Here is a 14,717-nt window from a genome sequence, read left to right on the forward strand (position 1 = left end):
CACAGGCACCACCACTAGTGGCTGTGCGGATGCCTGGTAGCGGGACGGGGCCTTCGCCGCCAGGAATGGCGGCGAAGAGCTACAGGGAGGTATTCACGCGTGCCCCGTCCCGCCACCAGGCATTCGCACAGGGACGATGAGCCCGAGCTCGCGCTCTACGATCCTGAAGCCAGACACACTATTGCCAATCCAGCCCTGCGAATAATTCAGGCACCGCACCGACGGCTCCTTCCATAGTTGCCACGGCATTCGCCACGAGCCCGGCCAACCCCGCTACGAAACCTTCGGCGGCAGGGACGCCGACGAAGAGCGCCCCCTTATCCATATGCACGACGGGTTCATGCGTGTTTCGGCGGGGCTGGCCGGGTTCGCGACGACACGGGCACCGACAGCGGTGTACGGCCAACCGCAGACCTGATCGCCAATCCGCCCGCAACGAGGCGGCGAAGACGCAAAGGAGAGTCCTACAAGGCGTCGGAATCGGCCCAGCACTGGCGAATATGCTGTATCTGCGGCAAGCAACCGAAGAACGCCTCGACCAGCTCAGGATCGAAGTGCGCCCCACTCTGCTCGCGAATGAACGCCAGGGCCTCCTCGACCGGCCAGGCACGCTTGTAGGGACGGCTGCTGGTCAGGGCATCGAACACATCGACGATGGCGACGATACGCGCCACATGGGGGATCGCCTCTCCGGTCAGGCCGGCGGGGTAGCCGCTACCGTCCCATTTCTCGTGGTGGTTCAGGGCGATGACCGCCGCCTGCTGCAACAGGCCGCCAGCATGTTCGCCGATGATGCGCGCCCCGATATGCGTATGCCCGCGCATGATGTCCCACTCCTCGGCCGTCAACTTGCCCGGCTTGCAGAGGATCGCATCGGGAATACCGATCTTGCCCACATCGTGCATTGGCGCGGAGTGCAGCAGGTCTTCCGCCGCGGCTTCGCCATAGCCAACGGCCAGGGCCAGAGCCCTGGAGAACTGGCCGACGCGAATGGTGTGCTGGCTGGTTTCGTTATCCTTGAACTCGGCGGCGGCGCACAGACGCTGGACGATCTGCAGGCGGGTCTGGCGCAACATGTCGGCCTGTACCAGCGACAGGTGGGTACGCACTCGCGCCTTGACGATGCCAGGGTTGAACGGCTTGCTGATGTAGTCCACCGCCCCCAGCTCCAGCCCGTACTCCTCGTCGGCAGCCTGCGCCAGCGCAGTGACGAAGATTACCGGGATATTCGAAGTCAGCGGGTCGCCCTTGATGCGCTGGCAGACCTCGTAGCCATCCATGCCCGGCATCATCACATCGAGCAGGATAAGGTCGGGCTGCTCGCCACGCGCCAACTCCAGCGCCTTGGCACCGTCCTTGGCGATCAGCAGGCGGTATTGTTCCTTGAGTGTGTGAAACAGCACCTGCAGGTTGGTCGGTTCGTCATCCACCAGCAGCAGAAGCCGCCGGGAATCCACATATGCATTCATACCAGCTCCCGGCTCCCCTCTGTATCTGTACGGGCGACAATTACCCTCTCCAGCAACGTATGCGCCTGCTGGAACTCGAATGCATCGACGGCACTGCGTAATGCCTCGCCGTCCTGTCCCAGGGCATCGCAGACCGCCTCCAGCACCTGTGGATTCAATTCATTACGGGCCAGACAGGCCAGCAATTCATGCAACTGTGCCAGCAGGGCTTCACTGCCGAGCGCCGCGGTACCGGCATCATTGGCAGGCACTTCCTCCTGGACAGAGTAGGCCCGCAGTTCCTGCGCGACCGCACCCAGCATATCGCGCAGGCGGGCGATTTCCGCCAGCACGCCCTCATGCCCGTCCGCCTTGACCTGGCGCTCCAGCTCACCGGCCAGGGCGGCCACCCCCGGCAACGCCAGGTTGCCCGCGGCGCCACGAATGCTGTGCAGGCTGAACAGCGTCTGCAGCCAATTGACATTCGCCTGCCTCGGCTCGGGCAGGGGATAGCGCTCGCCGACCTCGCCAAGAAAGGCGCGCAGCGACTTGACCAGGCGCGCCTGGGAGCCCCACAGGGAAATACCCGTCGTCCAATCGATCAAGGTCACGGCTTCGGGCCCGGCGGACGCTCCCCCGGCGAGCGTTTCCACAGTGTGCAGGCTGCCGCCCGCCAGCACCCGGGCAACTTCCGCCATCAGCCGGCTTTCATCCAGCGGCTTGACCGCGAAACCATTCATACCGGCATTGCGCGCGGCACTGCGGTCCTCGCTCATGACGCTGGCGGTCAGGGCGATGATCGGTGTCGGGTGGCGGTTGCGCTCCCGTTCGAACTGGCGGATGCGCCGCGTGGTTTGCAGGCCATCGCTAACCGGCATGTGCACGTCCATCAGGATCAGGTCGAAGCGCTCGGCCATGTAAGTTTTCAGCGCCTCGTTGCCATCCCCGACCGTATGTACCCGATGCCCGCCCTTCTCCAGCATCAGCCTGACCAACTCCAGATTCTGCGGCACATCATCGGCCACCAGCACAGTCAGTTGAGGCAAGGCGCGGGAGCCATCATCGGCTGGCGCAAGCGTTGGTCGATCGCCCGTCGGCAATGGCAGGCGCACATGGAAAATGCTGCCTTCGCCAGGCCGGCTCTCGATCTCGATGCTCCCGTCCATCAGTTCGATCAATTGCCGGGCTATGGTGGTGCCCAGGCCCGTCCCGCCAAAGCGACGGCTGATCGAGGCATCGGCCTGGGTGAACGGAGTGAAGATGGAGGAGATCTGCTCCTGGCTCATGCCGATGCCGGTGTCGCAGACCTGGATATGCACCTGGCCGTCGTCTTCACGGAAGATCAACTCGACACGACCGTGTTCGGTGAACTTGATCGCATTGCCCAGCAGGTTGGTCAGGATCTGCTGGATACGCAGCGGATCGCCCTGGAAGAACTCGTTCATGTCCTGCGGATAATCCACCGTCAGGTCCAGGTTCTTCGCCTGGGCGCCCAGGCGCAGGGAAGCGGCAATCTGCCAGGCCAGCTCGCGCAGCGAGAAATCTATGGTTTCCAGCATCATGCCGCCCTTCTCCAGGCGAGTGCTGTCGAGAATATCGTTGAGCAGGCCAAGCAGCGAACGTGCCGACTGGCGCACGGTGTTCAAGTGGCTGCGCTGGGTGGGGTTCAACTCGCCCTGCAGCAGCAGTTCGGTAAAACCGATGACGGCATTCATCGGCGTGCGTATCTCATGGCTCATGTTGGCCAGGAAGAAACCCTTGGCGGCGGCCGCCTGCTCGGCGCGCTCGGCGGTTTCCCGCAGCGAAGCCTCCAGCGCATGGCGATCGGTGATATCGGTGATGAAGCCGACGAACAGCAACTCGTCGGCAAGATCGACCCGGCCCACCGCCAGGCGCATCGGCATCAGGCTGCCATCCCTGCGCTGCGCCGTGACTTCGCGCCCGGTGCCGATGATCTTCGCCACACCGGAAGACTGGTAATTGTGCAAGTAGCCATCGTGCTGGGAACGGTCGGGCTCCGGCATCAACATACTGACATTGCGCCCTACCAGTTCCTCGGGAGTCCAGCCGAACATACGCTCCACCGAGCGGTTGGCGCTCTGGATCAGTCCCCGGCTGTCGATGGTGATGATGACATCCACCGCCGTATCGAGTATGGCGTGCAGGCGCGACTGGCTTTCTTCCACCTGCCGGTACAGATCGCGGGAACGCACCAGGCCATTGAGCGCCGATACCAGCACGGTCACCGTGACCGTGAAGGTGGACAGCGCGATGGAGACGAACACCGGGTTGAACGCGATAGCGACTTCCGCCGTCCCCGCCTGGCCACTGAAGCGCACGGCGGTCATGCCTATGTAGTGCATTCCGGCGATGGCCAGCCCCATCACCACACCACTGATGAGCAGCCGTTGCAGGCCGGAGAGTCGGGTCTGCCGCAGCCGGTAACGTACCCAGAGGGAAACGGTCGCCAGGACGATCGCCACCACGATGGAGAAGAAGAAGGTCAGCGGCTCGTAGCGCATCTGCAGCGGCGTGTGCATCGCGGCCATGCCGCTGTAGTGCATGGCGCCGATGCCGAGGCCTATCAACGCGCCGCTGGTCGCCAGTTGCAGGCGGCTGATTTCCTGGCGCGAAAGCATGTGCAGCGCCAGCCAGGAAGCGCCCCAGGCCGGCAGGATCGACAGCAGTGTCAGGGCCGTCTGGTAATCGACATGGGTCGGTAGCTCGAAGGACAGCATGCCGATGAAATGCATGGCCCAGATACCGCCACCCAGGGCGAACGAGCCAGTGCTGACGGCGACATTCCGATGCAGGCGGTTGTTGGCCCGCAGCGCGAGCTTGCCGGTATGCAGGGCCATGGTCGCGGAAAAGATCGAGACGATCAGCGACAAAGCCACCAGGCCCGGATGGTAGCTGCCGTGCACTGCCAGGTGATGCCCACCGGCAGACACCGCATCGATGAAAAAATGTTCAAATACCGCCATCGTTCGACTCCAAGGCCGTGCAACGTATCCCGGTCAGCGGACCGGGCAAACAGGGTTGTCCAATATGGGGAAAACGGCGCGGGTTCCCTTCCCGCGCCTGCACCCTGGCAGTAACACCAGCCACCCGCGGTCGTCCAAGGGTAATGGGCGGGGCGGCCCCGGTAAAGGCTATATGCCACCATTCAAAAAACCGCCGTCAATACCCCAGCACTCCACCAGACGTAGAAGTTTTCGGCCACGCTCGATAATTCATGACTGAATTTTCACTTCGAATTCTCGGATACACCGCCACGCACGGAGCCGGCGCCATCAGCACAAACCTGTCGTCATGAAAAACCGCCGCGAAGACCCTAACGGCCTAGGGGCTGTTGACGTTTCGGCATGGATGGCCGGATAGAGGCACAAGCGGACAGCCGAAAAGCACTGGAGGCTGAACGACCGGCACACGGCGCCAGCGCTTTCGTCCAGCGTTCAGCCATCAGCACTTTTAATCGAAGGCCGAAGGCCGCTTGTGCCTCGAAGAAGCCCGTTCGAGGGCTGGATTGGAAATATATTTCCATCCAAATCAATGAGTTAAAGCGAAACATCAACAGACCCTAGCCCGAGAGAAAGGATGCCCGGGCATGATGGCTGGCCAATTCGCATGCATGACCTACGTTCCCTCGAACGTTGATGCACGCAAAAAGGAAATCATGCTATTCCTTTCTTTCTATTTTTGACGCGATCCACTGCCTTTATCATGGCACCCGACCAGCCCCGCCCAGGAGCCTGGGCGGAAGGCATCGCGTGAATTCCCACAGGAGCCACCAGCATGAGCAATAGCTTCCTCGATACCCTCAAGACCCGTCGCAGCCAATATGCACTGGGCAAGAACCTGCCACTGCCACAGGAAGACGTTACAGCGCTGATTCAGGAAGCGATCAAGCTCTCCCCTTCTTCGTTCAACTCCCAAAGCTCGCGCGCCGTGATTCTCTATGCCAGCCAGAGCGACAAGTTCTGGGGCTTCGTCAAAGACGAGCTGCGCAAGATCGTCCCAGCCGACGCTTTCGCCGCCACCGAAGCCAAGATCGACAGCTTTGCCGCCGGCGCAGGCACGGTACTGTTCTATGAAGACCAGGAAGTCGTCGCAGGTCTCCAGCAGCAATTCCCGAGCTACGCGGAAAACTTCCCGATCTGGTCCGAGCAGGCCAGCGGCATCGCCCAGTTCGCCGTCTGGAGCGCACTGGCCAATGCCGGAATCGGTGCCAGCCTGCAACACTACAACCCGCTGCCCGACGCTGCCGTCGCCGCAGAGTGGAACCTGCCCGCCTCCTGGAAACTGCGGGCACAGATGCCCTTCGGCTCCAACGAAGGCGCCTTCGGCGAAAAATCCTTCATCGACGATACCCAGCGCTTCCGCGTCTTCGCCTGAACCCGCCAGGCCTTCCTGCCCGCACGGGCAAGAAGGCTTCGCCCTCTCCGCCAGATCGCCCATCGACAGGCTGCGGCAACCGTTCCATTCCCTCGCCCCAGCCTGAACGAACAAACACGCCCCCATGAGCGGCTTCTGCGCTGACACCGCCCTGACCGTGAAGTCGTAGCGGTGAACGCTACCTGGCAGTTGAAATGGCTGCCGGACAGATACGGGTTATCGACGGCGAACAGGTGGTCTAGGCCGGCAAGCATGCCGAGTCGCGGGCGTGCAAAGGTCGATATGCTTGGATGAGACAGGCACGGCAGAGCGCCAAGGGCTGGCGTGCCTGTACATGAATGATGGAGAAGGAGGCCAGCGCGGAGATGATGCGCAGCGGCTTGCTGTCGTCCTTGAAGCTGTCGCTACCGACCGTATCCAGCGTCAGCGCCTGCCTTTGTGGCCCCAGGCTATCGAGATGGCCGGGCAAGCGCGCCTTGAGCGCGCCGGGTAGCCCGATCAGCCCAGCCGACAGGAAGTGGACCGGAAAGCCCTGGATGCAGGTGGATTCCAGTGGACTTCGCTGGAACGAAAAAAGAACCCCAAGGCCCTTTTTCAAGGAATCGCAGAGATCAGGCGAAGCCTGCAATTCACAAACCGGAGTGGGAAACGAGACTACTGATTTCCGCGTACTTAATTGATTTAAAAGATATTTTTTACGACCCCCCTCTGTTTGATGGGCTGGGTTGCGTACGACCTGAACGAACTTGGCAAGTGCTTTCTCATAACGCCGACGCCGCTTCAAGTGCTTGTTTTCTGGTCAAAACGCCCCTACCTCGACCTTGAGCCTGTCAGGACTGGCCATCATCTCCCTGTCTTGGGTAGCTCCACGAACCCCGGCTCCAACCCGGATACCTTGACGCCCTGCGGCACTGCACGTCCGGGCGTGACAGTAACTTTGCGTGACGGCTGGTTAAGTGCCTTTCTATGGACGACATAGGTGCTGCCGTTCTGGCCTTGCTGCAAGGCCTCGGCAGGAACGGCAAGGCCACTCTCCGCCCGGTAGGTCACCACGGCCAATCTTGCACTCATACCCAAGCGCACGCTCTGCTGCTGTTCTGGCGCCAGTGGATCGATGGCAACGATGACCTCATAAGCGCTGCCATCTCCATACACATCGGCAACGATGGCCTGGGCACCAATGCTCAACACGCGGCCACGCAGGGTCAGGCCATCGAATCCGTCGCCGGTCACTTGAACATCCATTCCTTCGCTGAGTTGGTGAAGGTCGACTTCCTCGATCCTGGCCGTGGCATTGATTCGCTCCAGGCTGGCCAGTTCGAGCAGTGGAGCCCCCTGAGACACAGGCTGGCCTTGATGAACGGCTACCGCCGCACCAGGACCATCGCTTTTCTGCGGGCGCAGGACAATACCGGCAAAGGGAGCACGCAACTCCCGCTGGGCCAGCAAGGCGTCCAAGCTGTCGTAGCATGCCTGGGCATTGGCCAGCTCCATATCGGCGATCTGGCGGTTGTCCCCCGGCCCCCTGGCTTGAGCTGCACGCAGTTCAGCCTGCGAGGCAGTCAGTTCCAGCCGTTGCAGACGAAATTGCTGCTCCAGCGATTCGACCTCCATACGGGCAACGATGCCGCGCTCAAACAAACGTCGGCTATCGGCCAGTTCGCTCTCGGTATTGTTGACGGTGAATTCGGCATTAGTGACTGCACGGCGTGCGCGAGCAACATCTACTCCATGCGCCCAGTCCCGCATCTCCTGAACGGTCCGCCTGGCCTTGAGCAGTTCGGCTCGCGCCTGGCGCAACTGGATATCCAGTTGCCTGGTGTCGAGGGTCAGCAGGTGCTGGCCACGCTCGACACGCTGACCTTCGGTCACGGCCACCTGCTGGACGACACCCTCGAACGGTGCCGAGAGGGTTTGCCGGGTAGCGGCCTCGATACGTCCGACCAGGCCAAGCTGGTTTTCCAACGGCTGAGGTTGCGCGGGCAGCCACTGGGCGGCGGTTGAATCCGCTGTCTCGGCACCGCTATGCAGCAGGCCATAGGCCACTGCGCCTATCAGCGCAAAAAACCGCCCGCGCCCAACATCGCGCCGACATAACTGCCGCCCACTTGCGCCACGTTACCCCAGCCGCGCTGTGGGCTCGCCAATTGATCCACGGCAAAGCCGTCGCTGGCCACATCGGTCGTTGCCGCGACCAGCGCCGCAAGCAACAACCCGCCCAGGATCCAATCGGCATGGTCGGCCAGAGAAAGCTGCCCATTCAACGCTGCCAGCCCCAAAGCCAGCAGGACAGTCGCGATCAGCCATTGCCCCGCCAGCACCAGGGGGCGCGAACGCCGCGCCAGTCGGCCGGCGGGCAGGCGCAAACGCTCCACGGCCGGCGCCCACAGAAAGCGCAGCCCCCAGAGCACCCAAAGTAAGGCGGTCAGCCCGGCTACCTGCAACGACGCGCCTGCATCGCGCAACAACGAAGGCGCGCCTGGGTAGTCAGCGCAGTGATGACCGTCTGGCTGACATAGATACCCGCAATGGCGGGCAAGACCTGTCGCGCACTCAGGCGCGGCAAGGCCAGCGAAGATATCGACATAATGATGAGAGTCCACGGCCGGGTGAGGGCCTTTTCATTGCGTTTCTTGCCTGTGAACCACAATTGGCAGTATTAATTTTGTTCAGTACGCAACAATTGTGGCTTATATTAATACTAATATTGAGTATCATTACTAAAGAGGACGCTAACGATTTACGGAAAAAATTTGATGTTTAGGGAAAAAATTAATGGCGGGGAGCATGGAAACAACATCCGGCCAGCCGGCACTTGATCCAAGCCAGCTTCAGAACGACCGGCTGGAGGGCGTGCACCAGGACTGGCGGCACGCCGTACACATGTATCAGCCGTGCGAAGGGCTATGCATCAACTGCATCAACGGCCGCCCCGGCAGCAAATGGGCGTTCCGGGCAGAAGGGCCGCCCGCCTTCAGCGTGAACATTCTTCTCGAAGGTCGCATGCAGGCGGCCTTCGATGATGGTGCCGTGCTCGACACCCGGGCCGGCTCCACCATCCTGATGGCCACCGGCCAACACACCTCCGGGTGGGACGTGCTCGACGGCAAATCCGAAGGCGCCTTTCGCATGCTCAGCATCCACCTTGAGCAAACAGCGATGGCCAGCCTGACCGGCCTGCAGATGAATGACCTGCGCAGACGCATCGGCACCGCTGCCGGCGACCAGCCGCACATTGACGCCTTCCTGGGTGTCATGCCCGCCTCCAGTTCCCTGCAGCGCGTGGCCTGCGACCTGCTCGGCTTCAACTGCAACCGTCCCGGCCCCTGCCTTTCCCGGGATCTATTCTTGCGGGCCAAGGCTTTCGAAGCCATCGCCTGCTTCCTGCGCGAAAACCTGGAGCAGCAGCGGGACGAGCTACCCGTACCCGCCGATCGGAAACGCCTGATCGAAGCTCGCGCCTTGCTGGAGAACAGCTTCGATCAGGACTGGAGCGTGCACTCCCTTGCACGAACAGTCGGCCTCAACGAAAAGCGCCTGCAATCGGGCTTCCACGCGCTATACGGCCATTCAGTTCATGTCTGCCTGACGCGCATCCGCATCGAGGCGGCCATCAACCTGTTGCGCCGCGGCACCAGCGTCACGGAAACAGCCGCAACGGTCGGCTTCGGCCACCTCAGCCACTTCAGCCGCGTGTTCCGCAGCCACACCGGCATCTCCCCCAAACAGTGCGCCCTGGGCCTCAGCCCGATACTGCAATCTCCCCTCGTCGGTGGCTCCGGACAAACACTGCAACGTTGACCCGCCCCTGCGGCCACCTCCCTGACGCGGCCGGCCGTGTGCCTCTACAGCCGCCTCCTCCGCTTTCGCTCTGCTGCGCTGAAAAAAAATCCTCGAAAAGTCAAATTTTTCCTGAAAACTGTTAGCCGACTTGACAGTTATTCGTAAAGATTGCGCTGAGTGAGTATTGGACTGTTACCCACAGAATCCCTTTTTAACCCCACGCATCACCCTAGCGTCCTGCAACCACATCGTTGCGGACGAGGCCGCACTTTGCCGCAGGGAGGGGTAATACACAGTCAGGCGGGGAACTATTTGCCCAATTATCTGAATAGGTCTCTTTATACTTTAGATTACGTTTTGGAAGAATTCGAATGTTCGAGAGAGTAAGACCGGGGGAGCCCGAAGGCAAACCAATTTCCCATCAACGCCAACTGCCGGGAATCAGTCAGGCTGGGCCGGAAAGCCTGCGTATGCAGCCCCGCCAGATCTGCCTGGCCATTGCCTTGGTATTGGCTGGGCCGCACGCTCTGGCCGAAGAAGCCCGCCTCTCCTCTCTTGAACAGGAAGAACAGAACGGTACACAAACCGACAGCACACCCCCAGGTGACGACACAGTGCATACCCTGGATACGCTTACGGTGACCGCCACTGCGGCAGAAGAAGAGAAGAAGATCGGCTATACCGCAGGGGCTAGCAAGGAGGATATCGAGCGGCGCAAAGCCAGCCATATAACGGATTTGCTCGACCAGATTTCGGGTGTGTCGGCAAACAACCTTTATTCGGCGCCGGAAACTTCCGTCAAAGTCCAAGGAATTGCTGGACATGGCCGTGTGTCGCAATCATTAGAAGGTGTGACTCAGAATTTCCATTCCTTTACCAAGGATATCGGTCAAACAGGCTCCATTTTTGTTGATCCTGGGCTGCTCAGTTCTATTGATGTAACGCGTGGCGTCAGCACTAGCACAGGCACACTGGGCAGTCTCGGTGGCGCGGTCGATTTCAAGTACATGGATCTGGATGACATTCTACTGCCGGGAAAAAGCTTTGGCGGTATGGTTCGCGGCCAGACTGGATTCAGCAAATACCGCAATGGTGAGAAACCTTCCGGCTCATTCTTTCTTGGCGGACGAAATGAACGCTGGGATGTCATGGTGGGAGCCTCCGATAGCAGCAACGATGCCTACCACGTTGGCAGCAACTTCAACAAAGGCGATATGTTGAAGAACTTTCACGCCAATAATCTGAGTTTTTATGATGGTGAAAATGATCTTATCGGCAGTGCTCAAACAAAAGAAAACTGTCGTTACCTTGGAATACTTGGGCCAGCAGGGGGAAGCCGAGATGGGTTTAGTAATTGTCAACTGTCCCCTCAAAAACTGGATGCCTTAAAGCAAGCCGCAAAATCTGGTGAATTGAAAGGTACGCAGCGCACTGCAGATGCCCAGATGCTGCGGGTTCGTCACTTTTTCAATGATGACTATAACCAAAGCCTTGAGTTGTTTGCTACGGTCAATCACGCCAAGTATGAAACTGACCAGCAGCCATCAATTTGGATGCAGACACCTGATAACCATGCAGTGATGCCTGGTACGGATAACGGTGCTGTTTGGGGCGGCCAGCCGTGGTCAGTTGCTGCAGAGCTGGATAGCCACGTGGTCAGTCTGAAATACAAAGGTTTCTTCTCTGACCTGATCAATCCCGAAGTACAACTATTCCACGAAAACCAGGATCGTAGGCAGCGTTGGGTTGCTCAACCCGGCAGCGTTGCTGCAGGCGAAAATATGCGTTACTTCGTTGAGAATAAGTCCTTCGGATTGAAACTAGGCAATTCCAGTCATTTTAATTCTGGCGCACTAGGGGCATTGAGACTTGACGCTGGCTTGGAGTTTGCACGCAGGAATAAAACCGTCGACAGCTTAGGTGAGGACGAGTGGTATGGCCGATGGCTTTGGGAAAAAGACGGCATCCAATACAATGGTCAAAAATGGGATCCGGATTCACGTACAAACACTACAGGACTTTCGCTGGCCTTGAGCACTGAAGGTGAAAGCCCTTGGCAGGCTAGTGCGGGCGTCGGGTTACAACGCCTAGTGATGGACACATACGACTTGCGTTATGAAGTCGGAAATGTCTTAAAAGCTGGCACGCAACTTAATCAAATGTATTGGTTCGAAAAGCTATTGGGTGAAGGTGTTCCATTTCTTGATGCTATCTCACAATCTGCAGAGCTGGAAAAACAACAATTTGCGGAGTTTGGTGGAGGAACGCGCTGGACGGATACTCATGATGAGAAAAAACGTTTCAACTTGAAACAGGCCCATTTTGCCTTGCAATACACCAAACCTGACACAGGATTAACAACTTACGCCAGTATTGGCTATAGTGAACGAGCCCCCACCAGCAATGAAATGTATATTAACGGTGCATGGATGCGGCAGGGATTTACCCCAAATTCTGATTTGAAGCCAGAAAAGAATCTAGCACTCAATCTTGGCATAAATTACCAGCACAAAGCCTTGCTTATGGATCAAGATGCGCTAAGTGTAGGCGTGGGCTTTTATCGCAATCGAATTCAAAATTATATTGGTTATGGCCCTCAGTTGAGAGCCAACGAGTCGACTTCAGCCACACAATTGACCTCCTATGGTTATGTTGCCAGTGTCAACAATCTGGAATCTGTGGTCCGCCAGGGTTTTGAACTGAATTTAGCTTACCAGCAACCCATGTTTACGTCCGCGCCAACCTGACTCTGCCGCTACGCCATGACAACAAAATGTGCAGTTGGCAATCACCCAGTGGTCAAGGTTATCAAAGGACCACTGATGCTCAGGGAAATATCATTTATACCAATATTGGAAAAGGGCAACGTCTTTGCTATTCCGGCTGGAACTGGATGGAAACCAGCCTGATCGACCCTATCAGCAGTAGCTTGACTGCCGCCTTGACGCCCTACCAAGGCAGGCTGGAACTGGGCGGAACCCTACACTATCGAGGCAAGCAACGTGCTGCCTATTGGTACAACCAAGACTATCAAACCAATAAGTCGAACCCGAATCACCCTAGCAATCTATCTTCCAACTCTATACCAGATCAAGATGGGTTCCTAACAGCCAATCTTTTTCCCAACGTCATGAAATTTGATTTGTTCGCCAACTATCAGATTAGCGACCCACTCAAGGTGGGAATTTATCTGGCGAACTTAACGAACAAAATGGACGCCATTCCCACATCACTGGGATACAACTTCTACCCTGGCCGTACTGCCAGAGCCAATATGGAATACCGATTCTGAGTTTTCGCCACTTCATCCATAGTGGATGAAGTTTTAACCTGTTGGAGTGGCGACCGACACAACGTGAAGGAGAAGACTCATGCCTTTGCAAAGCAATATAAATACCTGGAAAGGCATCTACGACAACACCGGCATCAATGTTGGCGGCGGCAACCCTGCTTACATCGGGTCGGTTCTCGATGTGAATGGTGGCTATCACACAGGCACAGATATCTACCAGACTGGCAACAAAATCGCCTCATCGCGGCGTCGTGTGGGCCTCTTGAGCACGTTGAAGTAGGCTTGGGGCCTGAAAACAAGCGTGTTCCTGCGATGCGCACAGGTGTGCATCGTGTACTGGCTTCTGGAGTTGGATTCGGGCATGAAATCAGGCCGCAGCCTGCGCGCCCTGACCCTCCGACGCCGCATTGCTTTCCTCCAACACCGGTACACCGTCGGTACGGATAGTCAGGTGTGCGCTGGCCGCGACCACTTCGTTTTGCTCCAGCAAGTCGAGCCTGTCAGCCCAGTCCTGCATCATCTTGCGCCGAGGCTCCACGTGTACAGCGCATGGTTGTAGGCTGCGCTCACTTGATCGGGGTCGCTGTGCGAAAGCTGGGCATCTACCCAGGCTTTGGGATAGCCCACCTCGTTAAGTGCCGTAGAAATCGTGGCGCGAATGCCATGGCCCGTCAGTAGATCCTGGTAGCCCATGCGCTTGGGGGCACCGTTCAGGGTGTTCTCGCTGATACGCTTTTTCAGGTCGCTGCGACGGGAGAGCAGATGCCGCTGGGCCGGCTTCACTTCTTCGAGCAGGTAGCGGACGATCTCAATCGCCTGCACAGACAACGGCACTATGTAGGGTGGAATGTCCTGGGGGCGCTTGTTTTTCTTGCGCATGTCGTTCTGCAACTGCTTGACCACTTCCGGCGGGATGATCCACAACCCTTGCTCAAGATCGAACTGATCCGGGGTGGCCAGCCGCAGTTCGCCGGCACGCCCCCCCGTCAGCAGCAGGCGGATGCCGAGCTGTATCGTGACAGAACCACGGTAGCGGCGCACCTTCTGCAAGAGTTCGGGCAGTTCAGGCAGACGCAGGAAGGGATTGTGAGCGACGGGCGGCGGCGGAACGGCGACCACATCCAGGTCGGATGCCGGGTTGATATCCAGTCGCTCGACCTTCACCAGCGCGAAGCGGAACAACTGGTTGAACCAGGTGCGCACCTTCTCCGCGGAGGTGAATGCCTTGCGCTGTTCGATCTTGGAGACCACGTCCAGCAGGTCGGTACGGCGAACATCGTAGATGGATAGCTTGCCCAGGGTTGGCAACACATCCCGCTCGAAGATGCGCAGGATCTGCGACAGGGTGCTGTTGCGGCCCTCCTTGAGTTCCAGCTTTCGATGCTCAACCCATTGAAGGAACACGGCCTTGAACGTGTGCACGTCGGCCAGGCGCACGGCCTGCCGCTTATGCTTGCGGTCGAGCTTGGGGTTGACGCCTTTGGCCAGCAGGGCGCGCGCCTGATCGCGTAAGGCCCGGGCCTTGCGCAGGCCAACTTCCGGGTAGGTGCCCAGGGACATGCGATTTTGCTTGCCAGCCCAGCAGTAGCGGAAGTGCCAGACCGACCGCCCATGTCGGTCTCGGCCAAGGAGAGGCCATCTATGTCGCCAAGCGTGTAGGCCTTGCCTGTCGCCCTGACTTGGCGAACGGCCATGTCTGAAAGTGCCATAGTTCGAGCTCCTAACGTTAAGAGTTAGGGCTAGATCCTTGACCTGTCTACCGCTTCGGCACAGCGAGAATGCGGAACCGTGCACACTCG

At 58.8% G+C, this 14,717-nt stretch carries 10 protein-coding genes and 1 pseudogene; 5 read left to right on the top strand and 6 right to left on the bottom strand.

Features of this window, described 5'->3' with window-relative positions; genetic code table 11:
• Positions 1–464 precede the first annotated feature (464 nt).
• Positions 465–1,469 (bottom strand): response regulator, encoded by a 1,005-nt coding sequence (locus DNJ95_RS02660; protein ID WP_131183164.1) that lies wholly within the window; start codon positions 1,467–1,469, stop codon positions 465–467.
• A complete protein-coding gene (locus DNJ95_RS02665) occupies positions 1,466–4,432 on the bottom strand; it encodes an MHYT domain-containing protein (protein WP_131183165.1) in 2,967 nt (988 codons plus the stop codon). The genes DNJ95_RS02660 and DNJ95_RS02665 overlap by 4 nt, the downstream gene beginning before the upstream one ends.
• A gap of 811 nt (positions 4,433–5,243) precedes the next feature.
• Between DNJ95_RS02665 and DNJ95_RS02670 the strand changes: the two genes are divergently transcribed.
• Positions 5,244–5,843, top strand: a complete 600-nt coding sequence (locus DNJ95_RS02670) for a nitroreductase family protein (protein WP_131183166.1) — start codon at positions 5,244–5,246, stop codon at positions 5,841–5,843.
• Positions 5,844–6,081: 238 nt separating this feature from the next.
• On the opposite strand, the gene DNJ95_RS02675 is transcribed toward DNJ95_RS02670, so the two are convergent.
• Genes DNJ95_RS02675 through DNJ95_RS02685 form a run of 3 tightly spaced genes read right to left on the bottom strand, consistent with a single transcriptional unit; the run spans position 6,082 to position 8,311 of the window.
• Positions 6,082–6,627: a hypothetical protein gene (locus DNJ95_RS02675; protein ID WP_131183167.1), complete on the bottom strand. Its 546-nt coding sequence runs from the start codon at positions 6,625–6,627 to the stop codon at positions 6,082–6,084.
• 59 nt (positions 6,628–6,686) lie between these two features.
• Positions 6,687–7,889 carry an efflux RND transporter periplasmic adaptor subunit gene (locus DNJ95_RS02680; protein ID WP_207388725.1) on the bottom strand — a complete coding sequence of 401 codons (1,203 nt, stop codon included), beginning with the start codon at positions 7,887–7,889 and terminating at the stop codon, positions 6,687–6,689.
• An 8-nt stretch (positions 7,890–7,897) separates the two neighbouring features.
• Positions 7,898–8,311, bottom strand: coding sequence for an MFS transporter (locus DNJ95_RS02685; RefSeq protein ID WP_131183169.1), 414 nt, complete (start codon positions 8,309–8,311; stop codon positions 7,898–7,900).
• Positions 8,312–8,630: 319 nt separating this feature from the next.
• Between DNJ95_RS02685 and DNJ95_RS02690 the strand changes: the two genes are divergently transcribed.
• The 4 genes from DNJ95_RS02690 (at position 8,631) to DNJ95_RS02705 (ending at position 13,198) form a co-directional block, all read left to right on the top strand.
• Complete coding sequence (locus DNJ95_RS02690; RefSeq protein ID WP_165491546.1) at positions 8,631–9,644, top strand: helix-turn-helix transcriptional regulator; 1,014 nt, start codon at positions 8,631–8,633, stop codon at positions 9,642–9,644.
• A gap of 353 nt (positions 9,645–9,997) precedes the next feature.
• On the top strand, positions 9,998–12,373 hold the full coding sequence (locus DNJ95_RS02695) for a TonB-dependent receptor domain-containing protein (protein ID WP_131183171.1): 2,376 nt from the start codon (positions 9,998–10,000) through the stop codon (positions 12,371–12,373).
• A 146-nt stretch (positions 12,374–12,519) separates the two neighbouring features.
• Complete coding sequence (locus DNJ95_RS19645) at positions 12,520–12,918, top strand: TonB-dependent receptor (protein WP_131183172.1); 399 nt, start codon at positions 12,520–12,522, stop codon at positions 12,916–12,918.
• 79 nt (positions 12,919–12,997) lie between these two features.
• Complete coding sequence (locus DNJ95_RS02705; RefSeq protein WP_131183173.1) at positions 12,998–13,198, top strand: hypothetical protein; 201 nt, start codon at positions 12,998–13,000, stop codon at positions 13,196–13,198.
• Positions 13,199–13,288: 90 nt separating this feature from the next.
• Here DNJ95_RS02705 and DNJ95_RS02710 read toward each other — a convergent pair.
• A pseudogene (locus tag DNJ95_RS02710) lies at positions 13,289–14,627 on the bottom strand (tyrosine-type recombinase/integrase); the annotation flags it as partial.
• Between the last annotated feature and the right edge of the window lie 90 nt (positions 14,628–14,717).

This window comes from Stutzerimonas kirkiae (genome assembly GCF_004327335.1).
Taxonomy (GTDB): Bacteria; Pseudomonadota; Gammaproteobacteria; order Pseudomonadales; family Pseudomonadaceae; genus Stutzerimonas; species Stutzerimonas kirkiae.

What these genes read in the sequence shown, in the direction of transcription:
- DNJ95_RS02705 (WP_131183173.1), top strand. Translation starts at nt 12,998, where the DNA reads ATGCCTTTGCAAAGCAATATAAATACCTGGAAAGGCATCTACGACAAC.
- DNJ95_RS02695 (WP_131183171.1), top strand. Translation starts at nt 9,998, where the DNA reads ATGTTCGAGAGAGTAAGACCGGGGGAGCCCGAAGGCAAACCAATTTCC.
- DNJ95_RS02665 (WP_131183165.1), bottom strand. Translation starts at nt 4,432, where the DNA reads ATGGCGGTATTTGAACATTTTTTCATCGATGCGGTGTCTGCCGGTGGG.
- DNJ95_RS02670 (WP_131183166.1), top strand. Translation starts at nt 5,244, where the DNA reads ATGAGCAATAGCTTCCTCGATACCCTCAAGACCCGTCGCAGCCAATAT.
- DNJ95_RS02660 (WP_131183164.1), bottom strand. Translation starts at nt 1,469, where the DNA reads ATGAATGCATATGTGGATTCCCGGCGGCTTCTGCTGCTGGTGGATGAC.
- DNJ95_RS02690 (WP_165491546.1), top strand. Translation starts at nt 8,631, where the DNA reads ATGGAAACAACATCCGGCCAGCCGGCACTTGATCCAAGCCAGCTTCAG.
- DNJ95_RS19645 (WP_131183172.1), top strand. Translation starts at nt 12,520, where the DNA reads ATGGAAACCAGCCTGATCGACCCTATCAGCAGTAGCTTGACTGCCGCC.